At 53.3% G+C, this 21,380-nt stretch carries 18 protein-coding genes; 13 read left to right on the top strand and 5 right to left on the bottom strand.

Annotated features, from left to right (window positions below; genetic code table 11):
* Window positions 1-112 precede the first annotated feature (112 nt).
* The 5 genes from H4F65_RS11700 (at window position 113) to H4F65_RS11720 (ending at window position 6,680) form a co-directional block, all read left to right on the top strand.
* On the top strand, window positions 113-1,036 hold the full coding sequence (locus H4F65_RS11700; RefSeq protein WP_039318992.1) for an aminoimidazole riboside kinase: 924 nt from the start codon (window positions 113-115) through the stop codon (window positions 1,034-1,036).
* Window positions 1,037-1,234: 198 nt separating this feature from the next.
* On the top strand, window positions 1,235-2,770 hold the full coding sequence (locus H4F65_RS11705) for a carbohydrate porin (RefSeq protein WP_010280265.1): 1,536 nt from the start codon (window positions 1,235-1,237) through the stop codon (window positions 2,768-2,770).
* 80 nt (window positions 2,771-2,850) lie between these two features.
* Window positions 2,851-4,221 carry a sucrose-specific PTS transporter subunit IIBC gene (locus H4F65_RS11710; protein WP_010280264.1) on the top strand — a complete coding sequence of 457 codons (1,371 nt, stop codon included), beginning with the start codon at window positions 2,851-2,853 and terminating at the stop codon, window positions 4,219-4,221.
* A complete protein-coding gene (locus H4F65_RS11715; protein ID WP_039318996.1) occupies window positions 4,221-5,630 on the top strand; it encodes a glycoside hydrolase family 32 protein in 1,410 nt (469 codons plus the stop codon). The genes H4F65_RS11710 and H4F65_RS11715 overlap by 1 nt, the downstream gene beginning before the upstream one ends.
* Before the next feature lie 30 nt (window positions 5,631-5,660).
* On the top strand, window positions 5,661-6,680 hold the full coding sequence (locus tag H4F65_RS11720; protein WP_010280260.1) for a LacI family DNA-binding transcriptional regulator: 1,020 nt from the start codon (window positions 5,661-5,663) through the stop codon (window positions 6,678-6,680).
* 109 nt (window positions 6,681-6,789) lie between these two features.
* Here H4F65_RS11720 and exbD read toward each other — a convergent pair whose 3' ends face one another.
* Both exbD and exbB read right to left on the bottom strand, forming a co-directional pair.
* Window positions 6,790-7,215 (bottom strand): TonB system transport protein ExbD, encoded by a 426-nt coding sequence (gene exbD / locus H4F65_RS11725; RefSeq protein WP_010280259.1) that lies wholly within the window; start codon window positions 7,213-7,215, stop codon window positions 6,790-6,792.
* A 3-nt stretch (window positions 7,216-7,218) separates the two neighbouring features.
* Window positions 7,219-8,229: a tol-pal system-associated acyl-CoA thioesterase gene (gene exbB, locus H4F65_RS11730; protein ID WP_072152307.1), complete on the bottom strand. Its 1,011-nt coding sequence runs from the start codon at window positions 8,227-8,229 to the stop codon at window positions 7,219-7,221.
* Window positions 8,230-8,887: 658 nt separating this feature from the next.
* On the opposite strand from exbB, the gene H4F65_RS11735 reads away from it, so the two are divergent.
* The 5 genes from H4F65_RS11735 (at window position 8,888) to H4F65_RS11755 (ending at window position 14,419) form a co-directional block, all read left to right on the top strand.
* Window positions 8,888-9,865 (top strand): TRAP transporter substrate-binding protein, encoded by a 978-nt coding sequence (locus H4F65_RS11735; RefSeq protein ID WP_010280257.1) that lies wholly within the window; start codon window positions 8,888-8,890, stop codon window positions 9,863-9,865.
* Window positions 9,866-9,979: 114 nt separating this feature from the next.
* A complete protein-coding gene (locus H4F65_RS11740) occupies window positions 9,980-10,486 on the top strand; it encodes a TRAP transporter small permease (RefSeq protein WP_010280256.1) in 507 nt (168 codons plus the stop codon).
* Window positions 10,487-10,501: 15 nt separating this feature from the next.
* A complete protein-coding gene (locus H4F65_RS11745) occupies window positions 10,502-11,794 on the top strand; it encodes a TRAP transporter large permease (RefSeq protein WP_010280255.1) in 1,293 nt (430 codons plus the stop codon).
* 445 nt (window positions 11,795-12,239) lie between these two features.
* Window positions 12,240-13,430: a cystathionine beta-lyase gene (gene metC / locus H4F65_RS11750; RefSeq protein ID WP_010280253.1), complete on the top strand. Its 1,191-nt coding sequence runs from the start codon at window positions 12,240-12,242 to the stop codon at window positions 13,428-13,430.
* 329 nt (window positions 13,431-13,759) lie between these two features.
* Complete coding sequence (locus H4F65_RS11755; protein ID WP_010280252.1) at window positions 13,760-14,419, top strand: DedA family protein; 660 nt, start codon at window positions 13,760-13,762, stop codon at window positions 14,417-14,419.
* A 29-nt stretch (window positions 14,420-14,448) separates the two neighbouring features.
* On the opposite strand, the gene H4F65_RS11760 is transcribed toward H4F65_RS11755, so the two are convergent.
* Window positions 14,449-15,459 (bottom strand): AraC family transcriptional regulator, encoded by a 1,011-nt coding sequence (locus tag H4F65_RS11760; protein WP_010280251.1) that lies wholly within the window; start codon window positions 15,457-15,459, stop codon window positions 14,449-14,451.
* Window positions 15,460-15,691: 232 nt separating this feature from the next.
* On the opposite strand from H4F65_RS11760, the gene H4F65_RS11765 reads away from it, so the two are divergent.
* The 3 genes from H4F65_RS11765 (at window position 15,692) to dkgA (ending at window position 18,709) form a co-directional block, all read left to right on the top strand.
* Window positions 15,692-16,432 (top strand): NADPH-dependent oxidoreductase, encoded by a 741-nt coding sequence (locus H4F65_RS11765; protein ID WP_010280248.1) that lies wholly within the window; start codon window positions 15,692-15,694, stop codon window positions 16,430-16,432.
* Window positions 16,433-16,435: 3 nt separating this feature from the next.
* Window positions 16,436-17,599 (top strand): alcohol dehydrogenase, encoded by a 1,164-nt coding sequence (gene yqhD / locus H4F65_RS11770; RefSeq protein ID WP_010280246.1) that lies wholly within the window; start codon window positions 16,436-16,438, stop codon window positions 17,597-17,599.
* 282 nt (window positions 17,600-17,881) lie between these two features.
* Window positions 17,882-18,709: a 2,5-didehydrogluconate reductase DkgA gene (gene dkgA, locus H4F65_RS11775; RefSeq protein ID WP_010280244.1), complete on the top strand. Its 828-nt coding sequence runs from the start codon at window positions 17,882-17,884 to the stop codon at window positions 18,707-18,709.
* A 47-nt stretch (window positions 18,710-18,756) separates the two neighbouring features.
* On the opposite strand, the gene H4F65_RS11780 is transcribed toward dkgA, so the two are convergent.
* Together H4F65_RS11780 and ftsP are read right to left on the bottom strand one after the other, a co-directional pair.
* Window positions 18,757-19,494 carry a GntR family transcriptional regulator gene (locus H4F65_RS11780; protein ID WP_039318999.1) on the bottom strand — a complete coding sequence of 246 codons (738 nt, stop codon included), beginning with the start codon at window positions 19,492-19,494 and terminating at the stop codon, window positions 18,757-18,759.
* Between the two features lie 386 nt (window positions 19,495-19,880).
* Window positions 19,881-21,296 (bottom strand): cell division protein FtsP, encoded by a 1,416-nt coding sequence (ftsP, locus tag H4F65_RS11785; RefSeq protein WP_010280242.1) that lies wholly within the window; start codon window positions 21,294-21,296, stop codon window positions 19,881-19,883.
* Window positions 21,297-21,380: the final 84 nt, after the last annotated feature.

Genomic DNA, 21,380 nt, shown 5'->3' on the forward strand with positions numbered 1-21,380 from the left:
AAATGTGCGTTTTATTGATGTGGGTGCGTCTCTGCGGTGAAGAGTATTGCTTAGCTAAACCGATTCTTCTATTTTAGCAAACAGTCTAATTATCATTGATAAGAGTAACGTTATGGCAAACAGAATTTGGGTCATGGGCGACGCGGTTGTCGATCTCATACCGGAAGATACGGAACGCTATCTGAAATGCCCTGGCGGTGCGCCCGCCAATGTAGCGGTCGGCATTGCCAGGCTCGGGGGAAACAGCGCCTTTGTTGGTCGCGTTGGCGATGATGTTTTTGGCCATTTTCTAAAAACGGTGCTGGAACGGGAAAGCGTTGATACTCGCTACATGGCACACGACAGGCTCCATCGGACCTCAACCGTGGTCGTTAGCCTTGATGAAACAGGGGAACGCACCTTCACGTTCATGGTACGCCCGAGCGCCGATCTGTTTTTACAACCGGAAGACCTGCCGGTGTTCAACCGGGGAGAGTGGCTGCACCTCTGTTCCATCGCACTTTCGCAGGAGCCCTCGCGCAGTACCGCATTTGCGGCGATGCGGCAGGTGAAAGCCGCACAGGGATGGATCAGCTTCGACCCGAATATCCGTGACGACCTCTGGCAAAGCGAGCAGGAACTGCGCGACTGTCTGACACAGGCACTGATGCTGGCCGACGTGGTGAAGCTATCGCGTGAAGAACTGGCCTTTCTCTGTTCGACACCGGATGTTGAAGCGGGGATTCAGCAGTTTATGCAGCGCTACCCTACCCAGCTCTTGCTGGTGACGCTGGGCGGCGAAGGTGTCTGGCTGCACGATCGCCATCGGCTACAACACTTTGCCGCGCCATCGGTAACGCCCGTCGATACCACCGGCGCGGGGGATGCCTTCGTCGCCGGTTTGCTGCACGGCCTGGCGCAGTATGACGACCTTTCACAGCCGCTTAGCTGGGACCCAATTATCGAGCAGGCGCAGCAGTGCGGCGCACTGGCTACCACGGCAAAAGGCGCGATGACCGCACTCCCTTACGCTCAGCAGTTGCACGCATGCCCTTAGCCAAGCCCTAATCCCCTCTTTTGATACGGTTACCGCCCGGTTTTGTAGTCAGGATCACAGTTACAGAATCGGGCGAGTGAAATTTCTTGCTAACCCTTCTTTTGGCTTTTATTTTCCTCATGAAAAACCGGTTTAGCAATTTAGCTAAACACGAAAAATCCAAAAACAATAAATCTCCTTCACGACGAGAACGAAAAAATGAAACCAAGCCACCTTGCTGTGACGATAGGATTATTACTTTCCTCCCCGTTTTATGTTTCCGCTGCCAACACCGACAGTATTGAAGCCCGCCTGAACGCCATGGAACAGCGTCTGCTACAGGCTGAAGCCCGCGCTCAGGCCGCCGAAGCCAGAGCTAATGCCGCTGAAAAGCAAACCCAGCAGTTAGCGACCCGCACGACCCAAACCGAACAAAAAACCCAACAGGTGGAACAGCGTACAACGGCGCTGGCCAAGCAGAAGTCGTTCGCTGATGGATTTGAATTCCACGGCTACGCACGTTCTGGCCTGTCGATCAATGATTCTGCCACCAGTTCCAAAACCGATATTGGACCGGGCATGTCCCCTGCGGGTCAAACTGGCGGACATATTGGCCGTTTAGGCAATGAAGACGACACCTACGTCGAGATCAAACTGGAGCACAAACAGAAGCTGGATAACGGCGCAACCACTCGCTTCAAGGTGATGATGGCGGACGGCCAGCGCAGCTATAACGATTGGACGGCGGCCACCAGCGACCTCAACATTCGTGAAGCTTTCGTCGAACTGGGTTCACTGCCAACCTTCACCGGTGCCTTTAAGGACACCACGCTGTGGGCGGGTAAACGCTTCGACCGCGATAACTTCGATATTCACTGGCTGGACAGCGACGTGGTCTTCCTCGCAGGCACCGGCGGCGGGATTTATGACGTGAAATGGGCGGATAGCGCCAAGAGTAACTTCTCGCTGTATGGCCGCAGCCTCGGCGAAATTACCTCGCTGGATAACGACATCAAAAACTACGTCTTTACCGCTAACAACTACGTCGGGCCATTCCAGTTCATGCTGAGCGGATTAACCGCGAAGAACAACGACGTAAAAGAAAACACGGGTACCAGCCGCGATAACACCGTCGTTACTAATACCAATGCGGGCGACAAAGGCTATCACGCCATGGTGGCTTACCACGGCGACAGCTTCTACGGCTTGCGCGACGGGACATCGAAAACCGCGATCCTCTACGGTCACGGTCTGGGTGGCGAAGTGAAAAACATCGGTGCCGACGGCAACCTGACCAACGATGCCAACACCTGGCGGTTTGCGACTTACGGTACCACTGCGCTGAACAAAACCTGGAGCTTCGCGCCGTCCATTCTGGCGCAAACCAGCAAAGACCGTTACGTCAGCGGTGATAGCTACGAATGGGTGACGTTTAATGCGCGCCTGATTCAGGAAATCACCGAAAACTTTGCACTGGCCTATGAAGGCAGCTATCAATACATGGACCTCGATCCGCGCGGTTATCGCAGCCTGAATCAGGTGAGCGGCGGCTTCTACAAGCTGACCTTCGCACCGACGTTCAAGGTTGGCGATATCGGCAATTTCTTTAGCCGCCCTGAACTGCGCGTGTTTGCCAGCTACATGGACTGGGATAAACGACTGGATAACTACTCCAGTGAAGATACGTTCGGCTCCACCGGCTTTAAAGCTGGCGGCGAATGGAACTTCGGTATCCAGATGGAAACCTGGTTCTAATCCTTGCCTGAACCTGGCGTCGATGATGCGCTAATCGACGCCAAAGAAACCGCATATCCTATAGAAAGAAGAGGAATAACATGGATATCAACAAAACCGCCGCCGCGCTCATCCCCCTTCTCGGCGGGAAAGAGAACATCGCCAGTGCTGCTCACTGTGCGACTCGCCTGCGTCTGGTGCTGAATGATGACAGCCTGGCTGACAAGAAAGCGATCGAGAACGTCGACGGCGTTAAAGGCTGCTTCCAGAACGCCGGACAAATGCAGATCATTTTCGGCACAGGGCTGGTTAACAAGGTGTATGCCGAGTTCATCAAAGCGGCAGGCATCAGTGAATCGAGCAAATCCGAAGCGGCCTCTATTGCCGCGAAAAAACTGAACCCGCTGCAACGTCTGGCGCGCCTGCTATCGAACATCTTCGTCCCTATCATGCCGGCGATTATCGCGTCCGGTCTGCTGATGGGGCTGCTCGGCATGATCAAGACCTACGGCTGGGTCGATTCCAGCAGCGCGATCTTTGTGATGCTGGATATGTTCAGCTCCGCGGCATTTATTATCCTGCCTGTTCTGATCGGCTTTACTGCCGCGCGGGAATTCGGCGGCAACCCTTATCTGGGCGCGACGCTGGGCGGTATCCTGACTCATCCAGCGTTGACCAATGCCTGGGGCGTCGCCGGTGGTTTCCAGACCATGCATTTCTTCGGCATGGACATCGCCATGATCGGCTATCAGGGCACCGTGTTTCCGGTCCTGCTGGCCGTCTGGTTCATGAGCATCGTGGAAAAACGCCTGCGTAAGATCGTACCGGATGCGCTGGACATCATCGTCACGCCGTTCCTGACCGTCATCATTTCCGGCTTTGTCGCCATGCTGCTCATCGGCCCGGCGGGGCGTGCGCTGGGCGATGGCATTTCTTTGGTTCTCAGCACATTGATTACGCACGCTGGCTGGCTGGCCGGTTTGCTGTTCGGCGGCCTCTACTCCGTCATCGTGATCACTGGCGTCCATCACAGCTTCCATGCCATTGAAGCTGGACTGCTTGGCAACCCGAATATCGGCGTCAACTTCCTGCTGCCAATTTGGGCGATGGCGAACGTGGCACAGGGCGGCGCGTGTCTGGCGGTATACTTCAAAACGCGTGATGCCAAAACCCGAGCGATTGCCGTTCCCGCCGGGCTTTCTTGTCTGCTAGGCATCACGGAAGCAGCGATATTTGGTATCAACCTGCGCTTCATTAAACCGTTCCTGGCGGCGCTGGCAGGCGGTGCACTCGGTGGCGCATGGGTGGTCTTCAATCACGTCAATATGACGGCCGTCGGACTGACCGGTTTTCCGGGACTGGCGATTGTGCAAGGGGGCTCAATGCTTAACTACCTGATTGGGATGTTAATTGCGTTCGGTGCTGCCTTTATCATTTCCTTACTGCTGAAATATAAAACGGATAGCGAATAATGAAGGAAGTCCACTTACTAAAGCGCATGGCGCACGCCCTGATGTCAGGCCATTCACGGAAACAGGAAGATCCGTATCGCCCGGAATGGCATCTGTCTCCGAACGTTGGTTTACTCAACGATCCGAACGGATTTATTCATCACAACGGGCGTTACCATCTGTTTTATCAGTGGAATCCTTTAGCCTGTGCCCACGGAGCGAAATTCTGGGGGCACTGGAGTTCCGCCGATCTGGTGAACTGGACGCATGAACCCGTCGCGCTGGTGCCGAGCGAAAGCTACGAAAGCCACGGCTGCTACTCTGGTTCTGCCGTGGTAGATCAGGGGGCAATCATGCTGATCTACACGGGTAACGTGAAATACGATGACGGCTCACGTACCGCATTCCAATGTCTCGCCCGTGAGAATCCTAACGGTGAATATGACAAACTGGGAGCCGTTCTGACGCTCCCCGACGGCTACACTGGCCACGTTCGCGATCCCAAAGTGTGGCGTCATGATGACCACTGGTACATGGTGCTCGGTGCACAGGATCTCGATCTGCAAGGCAAAGTGTTGCTCTACCGTTCTGCCGATCTGCTGGCGTGGGAAAAGATCGGTGAGATCGCCGGTTCCCGTTTGGGCGGGCTCGGTGATTTTGGCTACATGTGGGAATGCCCGGATCTGTTCCCGTTGGATGGCAGAGACGTTCTGATTTGCTGCCCACAGGGCGTTCCCGCCAAAGAGGAACGCTACCTGAATACCTTTCAGGCTGGCTATTTCATCGGCTCACTCGACTACAAAAGCGGCGCTTACCCGCATCAGGATTTCCACGAACTGGATCTCGGCTTCGAGTTTTACGCTCCACAAACCACGCTGAGTGAAGACGGGCGACGCCTGCTGTTCGGCTGGATGTCGATTCCTGACGACAATGAATTTTTTGAACCGACGATCGAACATGGCTGGATCCATACCATGACCTGTCCGCGTGAACTCACGCTGCATGACGATCGCGTTTATCAACGTCCTGCTCGTGAACTGCAACAGCTGCGCGGACAGCATTATACCTGGCAGGGTGCCGCAGACTACGCGTCTCCACTGGACACTAGCAGCGCGGAAATCCTCATCACCGTGCAGGGAGAATTCCAGCTCAACCTCGCTTCCCAGTTGGTTCTCTGTTGGGACGGTGAACGTGTTACGCTGAGCCGACGTAACCGTCGCACCGGCGAGCCCGAGCACCGCTACTGGCGCGGCGATCTGAACCAATTGCAGATCCTGTGCGATCGCTCCAGCGTTGAAATTTTCATCAACGACGGTGAAGCCGTGATGTCTGCACGCTATTTCCCGGAAAGCGAGGCAATCGTGACATTCAGCGGCTCTGGGCAATTAACGCTACAGCACTGGCTGTTAGCGCCATGCGTGATAGAATAACGTCCCTTTTTTCTGATAGCAGACCTCGCGGTGAAACCGACTAAACGCATAACAATCAGTGACATCGCCGCGCTGGCTGGTGTATCAAAATCTACCGCCAGTCTGGTGCTTAACGGGCGCAGCAAAGAGTTTCGCGTTTCTGATGAAACCCGCGATCGCATTTTAGCCGTCGCACACGAGCAACGTTATCAGCCCAGCATCCACGCACGTTCGCTGCGTTCCTCACGCAGCAATACGCTGGGGCTAGTGGTGCCGGAAATGACCAACTACGGCTTTGCCGTGATTTCCCGCGAGCTGGAAATGCTGTGCCGTGAAGCAGGGCTACAATTGCTGATTGCCTGCACCGACGAAAACGCCAGTCAGGAGATGATGGCGGTCAACAGTCTGGTGCAGCGTCAGGTCGATGGCCTGATTGTCGCTTCCAGCCTGTTAAGCGATGTCGAATATCAGAAAATTAATCAGCAGTTGCCCGTCGTGCAGTTTGACCGGGTGATTGGTGATTCCACGTTGCCGATGGTGATTTCCGAAGCGGTAGAATCCACGGCGGAAATGGTCGAACGTATCGCTCGCCAGCATCGTGATGAATTCTATTTCCTTGGCGGGCAGCCGCGAATCTCCCCGACTCGCCACCGTCTGGAAGGTTTCCAGCTTGGACTCACGCGCGCAGGTATCGACTGCAAGCCGGAGTGGGTTATTCACGGTAGCTATCACCCCAGCGCGGGTTATGAAATGTTTGCTCAGCTGTGTGCGACGCTGGGTCGTCCGCCAAAAGCGCTGTTTGTTGCCGCCTGTGGCCTGATGGAAGGCGTGCTGCGCTATATGAACCAGCATAACCTGATGGAAAGCGGCATTCGACTGTGCTGCTTTGACGATCACTATCTGTTTGACTGCTTACCGCTGAAGATCGATACCGTGGCGCAGGATTGTGAAAATCTGGCGCGCAGCAGCTTTGAAATGGTGACCAGCCTGATTGCACAACAGCCGCTTGAAGAAGATCGACGCTATATCCCAACGCGGATTCACTGGCGTCATCCTGACTCTCGGGCGTAGGCTAACGCCCAACCACTCTGCCCTATCACCCAGATGTAAACCTACAGGTGTAAAAAAAGGAACGCGGTTTGAACGTCCGCGCTCCTTCTTACAACACAACCCTTGGCCGTTATTTAGCGGCAGCGGTTTCCGCACCGACCAGGCCGACCTTGAGGTAGCCCGCTTTACGCAGTGAATCCATCACGCTCATGATGGTTTCATAATCGACGCTTTTATCCGCCTGAAAGAAGATGGTCGTTTCTTTGTTGGCACTGGTTTTCGCATCCAGCACCTGCGCCAGCGACTGCTCGCTAACCACCTCTTCACCCAGGAACATTTGCTTATCTGCTTTTACCGTCAGATAGAGCGGTTTTTCAGGTCGCGGCTGCGGTGCTGCTGATGAGGCCGGCAGATCGACACGAATGTCTACCGTTGCCAGCGGAGCCGCCACCATGAAGATAATCAGCAGAACCAACATGACGTCAATGAACGGCGTGACGTTAATGTCATGCATTTCACCGTCATCACTCACGTCCTCCTTCAAATGCATCGCCATGACTTAACCCACCCGCAGTTTATGCGCTGCTGAAGACGCCCGGTTATCGTTGCTGGCAGCCACGTCGAGATCGCGACTTTGCAGCAGCAGCACTTGTGCAGCCACATCGCCGACCATCGCTTTGTAGCCAGCAATCGAACGAGCAAAGACGTTATAGATGACCACCGCAGGAATCGCAGCAACCAGACCAATCGCCGTCGCCAGCAGGGCTTCGGCAATACCCGGAGCAACGACCGCCAGGTTAGTGGTTTGCGTCTGTGCGATACCGATGAAGCTGTTCATGATGCCCCATACCGTACCGAACAGCCCAACGAACGGGGCAACCGCGCCGACCGTCGCCAGATAGCCGTTACCACGCCCCATGTGACGCCCGGTAGCCGCCACGCGACGTTCCAGACGAAACGCGGTGCGTTCTTTAATTCCGTTGTTGTCATCAGAACGTGCGGAAAGCTCCAGTTCGTTCTGCGCATCAATCAGCAATTGCTGTGCGACGCTACCGGCTTTGAACGCGTCTGCGGTTTCCAGCGCGTCGTCCAGCGTTTTAGCCTGTTCCAACGCCAGATACTCACGGCGCAGGCGGCGTTTCGCGCCAGACATCTCAACGCTTTTACTGAAGAAGATCGCCCAGGTAATTACGGAGGCCAGCAGCAAACCGATCATCACCGTTTTCACCACGGCGTCGGCGTGCTGGTACATACCCCAGACGGACAAATCGGTTTTCATCAGGTTATTGGTGCCCGGTGCCGCACTGGCAGGCAGCGAGAGGGCTGACGTTGGGGCCTGCGCATCGGTCGTCACAGGAGCGGAAGGCGACGCAGCAGCAGGCTGAGCGACGGGTGCTGCATTCTCTGTCGATAACGGTGCCGTTGCTGGAGCCGCAAACGCATTTCCACTTAGTCCCGCCGTACACAGCAGGATAACCAGCACGCTACGGGAAAATGCGCTGAACGCACCACGTTTTTTTTGCCAGGTTGATAACACCTGTTGAGTTGTATTACTGACAGCCATCTTCACGCTGTGCCTCCACCATTCATTCAGTACGATACCCGCAGGTACTATGACGCAATAACGCAGCCTGAAATGATACCAAACCCTGAACGAATTGATAGTCGTTCTCATTATTATTTACATCAGATAACGCACTTTCCTTGCGTTTTGACAGGGTTTAAGGGGGTATTTCTCGAACATCGATAGGAAAAGCATAAGAACGACAAGAAGAAGAGCATTCAGGAATATATCAGGCGGGAGATCCCCTAAAACACGGTGCGATAGCCACGGTTTTTACGATCGGTTTTTTGTGATCAACATTAAGTTATCACACCATTTCATGATGACTGGCGATAAGTTCACTGAAATAAATAGATACATATGCACATAATAAGATAAATAAAAACACCAAGTTACGTATATTCCTATAAGTCAAATAGGAAAAAAGCCCATATAAAACAGCATTTCATATTAGCTTTTTCTTTTGTGACACGAGTCATTCTACGAAGTTGTATAATAGGTTAGCTTAATTCACAGAGAATACTGACTCACGCCACAATAATACGTAATAGGCGGTCTTCTTCTCATCATTAAACCCACTCTTCATTACGCTATTTTCATGGGTTTATATTTTTAAATCACCCTTTGATTATCGATAATCTCACCCACCTCTGGAGATAATTCAATGAAGCTGTCGAAAACATTGATCGGCGTTTGTCTGGGTTCTACTGCACTCCTGCTGAGCCAAGCGATTCAGGCACAACAAATTAAAGCCTCTGATGTTCACCCTGAAGGTTACCCTAATGTCGTTGCCGTTCAGAAAATGGGAGAAAAATTAAAAGCCGCTACAAATGGCAGGCTGGAAATTAAAACCTTCCCCGGCGGGGTATTAGGTGATGAGAAACAAATGATTGAGCAGGCGCAGCTCGGTGCGATTGATATTATCCGTGTATCCATGACGCCCGTTGCCGCTATTTTACCGGAAATAGAAGTCTTCACGCTGCCCTATATTTTCCGTGATGAAGATCATCTGCATAAAGTGCTGGATGGAAAAATCGGTCAGGAAATTGGTGACAAGATTACTCATAGCAGTAAATCAAAATTGATTTTTCTGGGCTGGATGGACGCAGGCACGCGTAACTTAATCACCAAACAACCGGTAGCGAAACCAGAAGACCTCAAGGGTATGAAAATTCGCGTTCAAACCAGTCAGGTTGCTCTTGCAACGCTGAAAGCCATGGGCGCTAACGCCATCGCCATGGGCACTAGCGAAGTCTTTAGCGGCATGCAAACCGGCGTGATTGACGGCACCGAAAATAATCCGCCGACCTATGTTGCACATAACTACATGCCTGTTGCCAAGAATTTCACCTGGAGCCGCCACTTCATTATTCCTGAACTGTTCCTGTATTCCAAAACCAAATGGGATAAGCTTTCCAAGGAAGATCAGGATCTTATCCTGAAGCTGGCGAAAGAAGCGCAGCAAGAACAGCGCGTGCTGTGGAATGAATATACTCAGCAATCTCTGGATAAAATGAAAGCCGGCGGCGTTCAGTTCCATGAAATTGATACCGAGTACTATTTCAAAGCCACCCAACCCGTTCGCGATCAGTTTGGTGCCAAATATCAGGATCTGATTAAAGCCGTTGCTGACGTCCAATAATCAGTACCTCATCTCAGCGGATAAATAGCCTGCTATTTATCCGCCACCATTAATAGCCTGATATCAACAATGATCCTTTGCTTATCACTCAGCGAAGTGAGTATAGGTGGAAAAATGGCACAGTCTTATCTTTCCAGTATGGATGTACTCTATCGTATTGCCATGTGGGTTTCTGGTCTGGCGTTATTAATTATGACGCTAATAATTCCTGTCGGCATATTCGCACGCTATGTTTTAAATGCGGCATTATCCTGGCCAGAACCCATTTCGATTATTTGTATGGTGACGTTTACTTTTGTCGGTGCGGCAGTCAGTTACCGTTCTAACTCACATATTGCCGTCAGCATGTTGACCGATAGATTGTCAGAATCCGGTAAGAAGGTTTGCATTCATCTATCGAATCTTCTGATGCTTTTAATCAGCCTGTTTATTCTCTATTACAGCACCGTGCTTTGCATGGAATTATGGGAACAGCCCGTTGCGGAATTTCCATTATTAACCGCAGGTGAAAGCTATTTACCACTGCCTATCGGATCGTTAATCACCGTGCTCTTTATCATCGAAAAAATGTTTTTCGGCCCGCAGGATAAACGCCCTGTGGTCATGCTTGGCAGTGCTTAATTCGGAGCCAATCCCATGGATGCATTTATTCTTGTTGCCACGCTGGCAGTGCTGTTGGCGGTCGGCGTTCCCGTCGCCTACGCAGTAGGGCTGAGCGCGATTGTTGGCGCGTTCTGGATCGATCTGCCGCTTGAAGCGGTCATGATTCAGATTACCAACGGCGTGAACAAATTTTCGCTGCTGGCGATCCCTTTCTTTATTTTGGCTGGGGCCATTATGGCCGAAGGCGGTATCGCACGGCGGCTGGTCAGCTTCGCTTACATCTTCGTCGGCTTTATTCGCGGCGGCTTATCGCTGGTTAATATTGTCGCATCGACGTTTTTCGGCGCGATATCCGGCTCCTCAGTAGCAGACACCGCCTCTATCGGTTCGGTGATGATCCCAGAAATGGAGAAGAAAGGTTATCCACGCGACTTCTCCGCCGCCGTCACCGCCAGCGGCTCCGTGCAAGCCATTCTGACACCGCCGAGCCACAACTCCGTAATCTACTCGCTGGCCACTGGCGGTACGGTTTCCATTGCTTCGCTGTTTATTGCGGGGATCCTGCCTGGCCTGCTGCTCAGCCTGACCCTGATGGTGATGTGCGTCGGTTTCGCACATCGGCGCGGTTATCCAAAAGGCGAACGCGTACCGTTCCGTCAGGCGCTGAAAATCTTTGTCGATACCCTGTGGGGGCTGATGACCGTCGTCATCATCATGGGCGGGATCCTATCCGGTATTTTTACCGCGACCGAATCTGCGGCCATCGCCTGCCTGTGGTCTTTCTTCGTGACCATGTTTATCTATAAAGATTATAAATGGTCAGAACTGCCTAAGCTGATGTACCGCACAGTGAAAACCGTCACGATCGTAATGATCCTGATCGGCTTCGCCGCCGCGTTCGGCGCCATCATGACCTACATGCAGCTGCCAAGCCGCATTACCGAGTTTTTCACCTCCATTTCGGATAACAAATACGTCATCCTGATGTGGATTAACATCATGCTGCTGCTGGTCGGTACGCTGATGGACATGGCGCCGCTGATCCTGATCCTGACGCCTGTTCTGCTGCCTGTCGCCCACTCGCTCGGCATCGATCCGGTGCATTTCGGCATGATCATGCTGGTGAACCTCGGGATCGGCCTGATTACACCACCGGTGGGGTCGGTGCTTTTCGTCGCCAGTGCGGTGAGTAAGCAGAAGATAGAACAGGTCGTTAAAGCGATGCTGCCCTTCTACTGTGGGCTCTTCTTTGTGCTGATGCTGGTCACCTATATTCCGGCCATCTCGCTCTGGCTGCCTAAGTTCTTTGGCGTCCATACGGGTTAACGCACACCCAATTGCGCTAATGTTGGTGACTAAGTATGGATTTACTCGCCCAGTTCCTGTGCTCGCCCTAACGGGCTGCCACAAGTGGCATTTAAAATGCGTTTGCATTTTATAGGGGGAAACACGGTGATGAGGTTCCCGCAGGGATGCCTCGTACCGTGTAGCCCCCGGTATCTCGATCTTTAAACGATCGGTATTGCGCTATGTTTTTTGAATTATCGCGAATAACATGGCGCTTCTTGCATTCTTCCTGAAATGTTTTCATCTACCTCCCATCTTATCCTACTTAAGCCCACACGCCGCCCAAGCCGTGATAACGTAGACCTCATCAATCGAACGCTTATAAATCCAATCGTGCCCCCGCCATTCCCTCCGCGTTCGCCGTCGGGAATCGTCGGCGTAGTGAGTCATCCGGCAGAACTGAACAGAAAAGGTGATAGTGGTTATGACAAGCAAAAAAACGGCAACAGCGTTAGTCGCCGCAGGACGCAGCAAGAAATTCACCCACGGCTCCGTCAACCCCGTTATTCAGCGCGCGTCCTCTCTGGTATTTGATACAGTACAAGACAAGAAACACGCCACGATTAACCGCGCCAAAGGTGCGCTGTTCTATGGGCGCCGTGGCACGTTGACCCATTTCTCGTTTCAGGAAGCGATGGTGGAACTGGAAGGCGGCGTAGGTTGTGCGCTGTATCCTTGTGGTGCGGCTGCCATTTCTAACGCGATCCTCTCTTTCGTGGCGGCTGGTGATCATATTCTGGTAACGGAATCGGCCTACGAACCCACGCAGGATTTCTGCACGAAAGTGCTCAACAAGCTGAACGTCGGCACCACCTATTTTAATCCGCTCATCGGTGCTGATATTGCCGAACTGATCCAGCCCAATACCAAAGTGGTTTTTCTTGAATCGCCGGGCTCTATCACCATGGAAGTCCACGATGTGCCAGCCATCGTCCAGGCCGTGCGTCGAATCAACCCCGAGATCGTTATCATGATTGATAATACCTGGGCGGCGGGCATTTTATTCAAGGCGTTCGACTTCGATATTGATATCTCGATTCAGGCTGGCACTAAATATATTGTCGGCCATTCCGATGCCATGATAGGCACTGCGGTCGCGAATGAACGCTGCTGGGCACAGCTGCGTGAACACTCTTACCTGATGGGACAAATGGTCGATGCCGATACCGCCTATGTCGCCAGCCGTGGCCTGCGCACATTGGGCGTTAGACTCAAACAGCATCAGGAAAGCAGTATCCGCATTGCGAAATGGCTGGCGGAGCAACCCGAAGTCGCGGTGGTTAACCACCCGGCCTTACCTGAGTGCAAAGGGCATGAATTCTTCGTACGCGACTTTAAGGGCTGCAACGGCTTGTTCTCTTTTGTGTTGAAAGAGAAATTAAGCAAAGAAGCGTTGGCGCACTATCTGGACAATTTTGAACACTTCAGCATGGCGTACTCCTGGGGTGGCTTTGAGTCGCTGATTCTGGCGAATCAGCCGGAAGATCTGGCCGCCATCCGTCCTGCTAGCGGCGTGGATTTTACCGGCACTCTTATTCGGTTACATATTGGACTTGAAGACAGTGACGATCTGATTGACGATCTGGCCGCGGGTTTCAGCAGGCTGAGCGCCTAGTCTGGCAAGGCGTCAGCAAGCTCACCGCTGGAAATAAAATACAGGCAGGAAACAAAATATAGAAAGTGTGACGGCCATAAAACCGCCGTATCTTGATTTCCCCTGCGGCGCGGTGGGTAATGCGTTATGATAATCATGAGTCAACGCTTACCCAAAAACCGCGTTACCTTAACCAAAACTAAGCATTAAGCCCTGTCGTATCCTCATCATGCGGCAAGGCGTTTTGCCCATATCGATCTTAGGGCTTGATAAGCAGTAGATTTCAGGTAGCCCAGCGTCCCACGCCGCAACCTGAAAGATAGTGAATATCGTCACTGGCGGGAAGTAATATGAGTGTGGTTCACGACATTATTCAGGCGCTCTGGCAGCAGGATTTTAGTGCACTGGCCGACCCCCACGTCATTTGGGTGGTTTACGGCATTCTGTTCACGACACTGTTTCTGGAGAACGGTCTGCTCCCTGCCTCTTTTCTGCCTGGCGATAGCCTGTTGCTGCTCACTGGTGCCATGATTGCCAAAGGCGTGATGAGCTTTTTCCCTACGATGATTCTGCTCACCATCGCTGCCAGCCTCGGCTGCTGGCTCAGCTACCTTCAAGGGCGCTGGTTAAGTGATACGCGTTTGGTAAAGGGCTGGCTGTTGCAGCTTCCCGCCCATTACCACCAGCGAGCCCATCACCTGTTTCACCGCCACGGCCTGATGGCGCTGCTGGTTGGCCGCTTTTTAGCGTTTATCCGCACGCTGCTGCCAACGATGGCGGGCATTTCCGGGTTAAACAATACGCGCTTTCAGATTTTCAACTGGCTCAGTGGGTTGCTGTGGGTCGGCGGGATTGTCACGCTCGGCTATGCGCTCAGCCACATCCCGCTGGTCAAACGCTATGAAGATCAGGTGATGACCGCGCTGATCCTGCTCCCGATTATTTTGCTGGTTAGCGGCCTGATCGGCATGGCTGTCATGGTGTGGCGCAAAAAGCGTGCGGTCGCCTAATCGGGCAACGGCACGCTTTCTTCACGTCTTCAGCTTTCCTCTACCGCCATGTTACTGGCCTTTGCTCTCGTGACTTCATCGCTCGGCGTCGCACCGAAATAGCGCTTAAATTCCCGGCTAAACTGCGACACGCTCTCATACCCTACGCGGGCCGCCGCAACGCCCGCTCTCAGCCCCTCGTTGATCATCAACACACGCGCTTTATGTAAGCGGTAAGATTTCAGGTACTGCAACGGCGATGTGTTGGTGACGGCCTTAAAGTTGTGATGAAACGCCGAAACGCTCATGTTCACTTCAGCCGCCAGCTGTTCCACATTCAGGCTATCGGCATAGTGGTTTTCAATACGTCGCAGAGACCTAGCAATCTGGCTGAAGTGCGTGTGCCGATTCACCAGCGCCTGTAACGCCGCACCACGTTCACCGCAGAGCATATGATAGATAATCTCGCGCACAATCGCTGGCCCCAGCACGCGAGCATCACGCGGGTTATTCATCGCATCCAGCAGCCGTTCAACGGCACATAAAATTTCATCGGTCAGCGGGGCACTGTTCACACCGCACGTACAGGAGCAAGGACGGATCGCACTGTCATCGTCACCGATGTCGATCAGCAAATCCTGAAGCATCTGGATATCGATACGGATCGCCATCCCCACCAGCGGGTGTTCAACGCTGGCTATCGTTTCACATTCGAACGGCAGCGGCACCGTCATCAACAGGTAGTTTTCCGGGTCATACTGGAACGTTTTCCCGCCCAAATAACCAATCTTTTGGCCCTGAAAAATGATGACGATCGTCGGTTCATACATCACCGGCACACGCGGATGGTGCTGTTCCGTATACAGAATTTTGACCTGCGGGACGAGCGAAGGCGTGGCCCAGCTTTTAGCTGAACACCGTATTGCCTGCTGCACGATGCGCTGCCGCACGCTTTGCTGCTGTTCTGCTGGATGCTGTGCATCTTGTTTCTGAACATCTTGTTTCTGAACAAGCTGCTCGCATTGGCTTTCCGTCGACATGCTTTGGCTGTCCGTCAACATGTATTGGGTTTGCGTCAAAATGGTGTTCTCTCGCTACGGGTTTGCTTTCCCTGTCAGAAGCCTCTCTCCTGACAGAAGAAACAAAATGACATACTCGCGAATTATTACCACCCTTTTCTCCTGTGTTTTGGAGAAATAGGCAATAAGCAAACAGAAATGTGCATTGAACGTCTTACGTGGGTTGATGACAATATTGAGCATACCGTTATCCTTTCATCCCACGGGAAAAGACATGAATAAAACGATTGAACTGTTCACCTCACACCGCAGTGAACGTAGCTATCTTGATAAAGCGATTCCCGATGACGTGCTGGATGCCATTATTCAGTCTGCGCATCTGGCACCGACGTCCGTGAACTCTCAGCAGGTCTCGCTCATCGTCACCCGCGACCCAGAACGCAAAGCACGCATTGCCGAATTGGCTGGCGGCCAGCCGTGGATTGCCCAGGCACCGGTCTTCATCACCGTAGTGCTGGATATGCATAAAACGCAGGTTGGGATTGCCATGAGCGACAAGCAGCAGCACGCGCATGAAAGCCTCGAAAGCCTGATTTCCGGCACAACGGATGTCGGCATCGCACTCGGCACGCTGATGGCCGCCGCACGCTCGTTTGGGCTGGGCATCGTCCCTATTGGCGGCATTCGTCGCGACCCACAGGCGATGATCGACTTTCTGGAACTGCCTGAACTGACGTTCCCCGTTGCAGGCGTTGCGATTGGCTACGTGGATACCCCAGCGCATCAGAAACCGCGCCTGCCGCTGAATTCCTTCCGCCATGATGAAACCTATCATCAGGACGTTCTGCCTGCGGCGATTGAGCAATATAACCACACGCTGGTGGCACACTGGCAGCAAACCGGCCGCGCAGACGGCGACAACTGGGGTGATAACACCGCCAGCTACTATCAGCACATTTATTTCCCGAAAGTCTTACCCGCGATCCTCCAACAGGGCTTTAAACTGGACAAATAACCTATGCTAAATTTCACACTTCATACCCCTACCAAGATTTTGTTTGGCGAAGGCCAGATTGCTGAATTAGGCAAAGAAATTCCTGCCGATGCCCGTATCCTCATCACCTACGGCGGCGGCAGCGTGAAGCACAATGGCGTGCTGGATCAGGTCTATCGTGCCTTAGAAGGCCGCAATGTCCGTGAGTTTTCCGGCATTGAGCCGAACCCGACTTACGAAACGCTGATGAAAGCTGTCGAGGTCGTCCGGGCGGAGAAGATTGACTTCCTGCTGGCGGTTGGCGGTGGATCTGTCGTCGACGGCACGAAATTTATCGCTGCCGCCGCAGACTATCAGGCTGCACAAGACCCGTGGCATATTCTGCAAACCGGCGGCGCGGAAATCGATCGCGGCGTCGCGATGGCGGCGGTGCTCACCCTGCCAGCGACCGGTTCGGAATCCAACAACGGCGCGGTCATCACGCGTAAATCGACCAACGATAAGCTCGCTTTCCGCTCACGCCACACTCAACCGCTTTTCGCCGTACTCGACCCAGTCGTGACGTACACCCTACCCGCTCGCCAGATCGCAAACGGCGTGGTCGATGCCTTCGTTCACACCGTTGAGCAGTACCTGACGTATTCCGTCGATGCCAAAGTACAGGATCGTTTTGCAGAGGGCTTACTGCTGACGCTGGTTGAAGAAGGCCCGCGCGCGCTGGCTGAACCGGAGAACTACAAGGTCAGAGCCAACGTAATGTGGAGCGCGACCATGGCGTTGAACGGTCTGATTGGCGCAGGCGTGCCGCAGGACTGGTCAACCCACATGCTGGGACACGAATTAACGGCGCTGCACGGCCTTGACCATGCCCAGACGCTGGCTATCGTTCTTCCTGCCATGCTGACGGCAAGAAAAGCCCAGAAGCGCGACAAGCTGCTGCAATACGCCGAGCGCGTCTGGAACCTGCGTGACGGTAGCGAAGATCAGCGCATCGACGGCGCAATTGCCGCCACACGTGACTTCTTCGAGACAATGGGCGTACCGACCCGTATGTCTGACTATCAGTTGGATGGCAGTTCCATTCCGACGCTGGTCGCCAAACTCAGCGAGCACGGCCTGACCGCTCTGGGCGAACATCGCGACATCACGCTGGAAGAAAGCAAGAAGATTTACGAAGCGGCGCGCTAAGCGCCTCTTCACCAAATCATTCGAGTTACAGGAGAAAACGCTATCGTTTAAACCACGCCTATATCAGATGATATACCCTCAATGCTGTGTCTGTTAAAGGGAGCCAATCGGCTCCCTTTATCATCAGGCACTATATAGCCGACGAATTTTTCTACTAGAATGAAATCATATGCCTGTTCCTGAGAGGGATCACGTTGCCCTATGGCCGTGGTATGAACAGGCCGCCCATCCAGTTAACCCTATGATATTTTTATGGGTTAACGGATATAAAAGGAGAATGAGATGACGCAACCGAAAGTTAAGCTGGCGGACGGCAATATCATGCCCCAGTTGGGCCTTGGTGTCTGGCGAGCAAGCAGTGAGGACACGGTGATCGCCGTGACTGAAGCATTGTCCATCGGTTATCGGGCGATCGATACCGCCGCGATTTATAAGAACGAGGAGGCCGTTGGTCAGGCACTGAGTTCCGCGAACCTGCCGCGTGAAGAGGTGTTCATCACCACCAAGCTCTGGAATGGCGATCACACCGATCCCCAAAAAGCGCTGGAAGAGAGCCTGAGAAAACTTCGGTTAGATTATATCGATCTCTACCTGATCCACTGGCCGCTCCCGCAACAGAATACCTTCGTGGATGCCTGGCGCGGACTCATCAAACTTCAGGAACAGGGTCTGGCGAAAAGCATCGGCGTCAGCAATTTCCATATTCACCACTTACAGCGGCTAAAAGAAGAAACGGGCGTCTTGCCGGTTATCGATCAGGTCGAACTTCACCCCCTTCTCCAGCAAAGGCAACTCCACGCTTGGAATGCGACGCACCATATCCAAACTGAATCCTGGAGCCCGCTAGCGCAGGGCGGCGAAGGCATTTTCGACCATCCTATTATCCGTAAACTGGCGACAAAATACGGCAAAACGCCGGCACAGATCGTGATCCGCTGGCATCTCGACTGCGGGCTGGTCGTGATTCCTAAATCGGTCACGCCGTCGCGTATCAAGGAAAACTTCGAGGTGTTTGATTTCCGTCTGGATAAAGACGAGCTGGGTGAAATTGCCAAGCTGGACTGCGGGAAACGTCTGGGATCGGACCCTGACGAACCGAGAAACGACTAATCTACCTTCGATGCCAGCCTGCACCGGGCTGGCATTTTTCTTCTCATCTAATCAGCAAACTGAATCTCATACACATCGCTACGGCAATGTGCTTCGCTGTATTCCAGCAGTTCACCCCGTTCGTTATAAACATGCAGCTGGCAATACAACGCTGGAGCCTCCGCCGCAATACCAAGAAGCGCAGCAATTTCTGCCGTACAGGCAATCGCTTTGAAACGATAGCGTTTTTTGTCCGGTGTGATGCCACGCGTAATCCAATACTGATAGAGAGACTGCTCAAGCGCTTCGGGATCGGGTAGAAATTCTTGCGGTATCCAGGTCGTTTCCAGCGAAACGGGCTCACCATTGCTGAGCCGGACGCGTCGCAGATAGGTCACGGCCTCGCCTTCCGGCAGAGACATTTTCGCGGCGATTGCAGCGGGTGGAACCTGTATTGCCTTTTCTAACCAGAGACTGCCGGCGACGCCGCCTTGTTTCAATATCAGCGCAGTGAACCCTTCATCCTCCGTGCTCAGCGCGTAGTTAAGCCGTTGAGCCACGCGGGTTCCCACCCCTTGCTGTCGCACAATCAGCCCTTTTTCTTCCAGCAGTGACAGGGAACGGGAAACCGTTACGCGCGATAATCCCAACTGCTGCGCAATCAGTCTTTCCGCGGGTAAGAACTGGCCGGATAACGTCTTACGGCGGCCGATTTCTGATTCAAGCAACGACGCGAGCTGCATGTACCGGGGCGCCGACGGCGCTCCAGCCAGTTGATCCCTGACCCAAAGCAGTAATTCCCGCATAGTGCAGCCTTTTTAGTGACACAGCGTTCTGGCTGCGTACAGGTTAAAACAGAAAGTGAACCTGATTTCATAGCGAAACGAAACGCTCAGACGCTGACATTGTTGTAATAAAAAATGTTCTTTTAGCACGAATCTGACCCGAAACAGTACGCGACGCAAAACGCCATTCACCCTTAATTAATAGCAACATCAATATATAAGGTATCGTCCGCGCGGCTCCGCATCTTTAATTTTGGTTTGTCTGAATAGAGGTGGATCACATTAAGAAACAGATGAGGATCGGGAACATTGCCGTCTGACGAGCAGGCTGCGCATCAGACGGGCTGCCGTTATCTTTGTCACGGCAAAAGGGGGAGCACGGAGAAGCTGACAGGCTAGCAGTTGGTTTACATCCCAGACTGTACGATGAGCTGTCCTGTCGAGCCGCGATCGGCCAGCTCCAGCGTCTGGCTGTAATACAGGAAGGGGAACGCCATTGAAGAAGGCTGCGTGAAATAAACCAGCAGCTCGACATCGTTATCCACCCACACCGTATCTTTCCAGCCGCTGTCTTCCACCGCCGGTGGCCGACCATTCGCGCTGCGCACCAGAAACTTGACGCCCTGAATGTGGAAAGCCTGCGGCGTATCAGCGTGGATAATCCAACGCTCGCAGCGGCCAAGCTGGGTTTGTACATCGGCACGCGTCATATCCCACATCGCGCCATTGATGCCAGGCAAGCTGTCACCCAGACGGAATTCGCGCGTGCGGCTGATGCTACCTTCAATGATGTTGTCGGCCAGCAAACGCATCGGCAGGTTATCCGTGACTAATGGCAACAGCCCCGTCGGCTTCAGCGTAAGTATTTGCGTAGAAATCAGGATGCTGGAAGGCTCAAACAGCCCGCGCAGACGATCCATAATCCCAGCCGACTCGCCTGCCGTTAGCGTCACTTCTTCGCCTTGCGACATGTCGACCAGAATTTCGCGCCGTTCACCGGGTGCGAGAGAAAGCTGGTTTACCGCCATCGGAGCCGGCAGCAACCCTTGATCGCTGGCGATCACATGCATCGCTCGCCCATCACTCAACCGCATCACGTAACGTCGGGAGTTCGACGCGTTCAGCAATCTCAGGCGAACCCAGCCACGGGACACTTCAACAAAGGGATTTTGCACGCCGTTGACGAGCAGCGAGTCGCCCACGAACCCACCGTTAGAAGGCGGGTTATAGAGAGGGACACCAAAGTTATCCAGTCGTTTATCCTGAATAATCAATGGGAAATCATCAACACCGTAATGATTGGGAAGCGGCAGGGATTTACTGGTGCTGTCTTCCACCAGCCATAGCCCAGCTAGCCCGTTATAGATATGCGGGGCCATACGGTTCGGCGTATTCGCATGATACCAGCAGGTCGCTGCTGGCTGACGAACGGGCAACACCGGTGACCAGTCGGTTCCTGGAGAGATGATGCGAGCCCCGCCGCCCATCAGCGGCCCCGGCACCTGCAAGCCGCCGATCGTCATCGCGACAGGCTCATTCAGGCGGTTGCTGTAAATCAGCTTAACGTCATCGCCATCATAAACCCGCACCGTCGGCCCTAAATAGCGGCCATTGATTCCCCAAATGGAGGTCTTACGGTCACCGGAGAATGCCCAATGGGCACGCTGCATGGTCAGAAAAAGCGGCTGGCCTCGGCGCGACTCCAGTAATGGCGGTATCGGCAATGCGGCGGGATTCCCACTGGCTTTGGCTGCCAGTGGCGTCATACCCGCACATAACGCAAGGCCCGATGCCTGAATAAACTGACGTCGGCTGAGTGACATAATGACTCCGTAAATCCAATAAACCGTAAGCAAAGTTTATCTTCCGATTCGTTCTTGAATAGACAATCGGAAGAAATAATCGCG

The sequence above is a fragment of the Pectobacterium brasiliense genome (assembly GCF_016950255.1).
Taxonomy (GTDB): Bacteria; Pseudomonadota; Gammaproteobacteria; order Enterobacterales; family Enterobacteriaceae; genus Pectobacterium; species Pectobacterium brasiliense.

Excerpts from the sequence above, each read along its gene's own strand:
- H4F65_RS11700 (WP_039318992.1), top strand. The coding sequence starts at position 113 with ATGGCAAACAGAATTTGGGTCATGGGCGACGCGGTTGTCGATCTCATA.
- H4F65_RS11705 (WP_010280265.1), top strand. The coding sequence starts at position 1,235 with ATGAAACCAAGCCACCTTGCTGTGACGATAGGATTATTACTTTCCTCC.
- H4F65_RS11710 (WP_010280264.1), top strand. The coding sequence starts at position 2,851 with ATGGATATCAACAAAACCGCCGCCGCGCTCATCCCCCTTCTCGGCGGG.
- H4F65_RS11715 (WP_039318996.1), top strand. The coding sequence starts at position 4,221 with ATGAAGGAAGTCCACTTACTAAAGCGCATGGCGCACGCCCTGATGTCA.
- exbD (WP_010280259.1), bottom strand. The coding sequence starts at position 7,215 with ATGGCGATGCATTTGAAGGAGGACGTGAGTGATGACGGTGAAATGCAT.
- H4F65_RS11735 (WP_010280257.1), top strand. The coding sequence starts at position 8,888 with ATGAAGCTGTCGAAAACATTGATCGGCGTTTGTCTGGGTTCTACTGCA.
- H4F65_RS11740 (WP_010280256.1), top strand. The coding sequence starts at position 9,980 with ATGGCACAGTCTTATCTTTCCAGTATGGATGTACTCTATCGTATTGCC.
- H4F65_RS11745 (WP_010280255.1), top strand. The coding sequence starts at position 10,502 with ATGGATGCATTTATTCTTGTTGCCACGCTGGCAGTGCTGTTGGCGGTC.
- metC (WP_010280253.1), top strand. The coding sequence starts at position 12,240 with ATGACAAGCAAAAAAACGGCAACAGCGTTAGTCGCCGCAGGACGCAGC.
- H4F65_RS11755 (WP_010280252.1), top strand. The coding sequence starts at position 13,760 with ATGAGTGTGGTTCACGACATTATTCAGGCGCTCTGGCAGCAGGATTTT.
- H4F65_RS11760 (WP_010280251.1), bottom strand. The coding sequence starts at position 15,459 with ATGTTGACGGACAGCCAAAGCATGTCGACGGAAAGCCAATGCGAGCAG.
- H4F65_RS11765 (WP_010280248.1), top strand. The coding sequence starts at position 15,692 with ATGAATAAAACGATTGAACTGTTCACCTCACACCGCAGTGAACGTAGC.
- yqhD (WP_010280246.1), top strand. The coding sequence starts at position 16,436 with ATGCTAAATTTCACACTTCATACCCCTACCAAGATTTTGTTTGGCGAA.
- dkgA (WP_010280244.1), top strand. The coding sequence starts at position 17,882 with ATGACGCAACCGAAAGTTAAGCTGGCGGACGGCAATATCATGCCCCAG.
- H4F65_RS11780 (WP_039318999.1), bottom strand. The coding sequence starts at position 19,494 with ATGCGGGAATTACTGCTTTGGGTCAGGGATCAACTGGCTGGAGCGCCG.
- ftsP (WP_010280242.1), bottom strand. The coding sequence starts at position 21,296 with ATGTCACTCAGCCGACGTCAGTTTATTCAGGCATCGGGCCTTGCGTTA.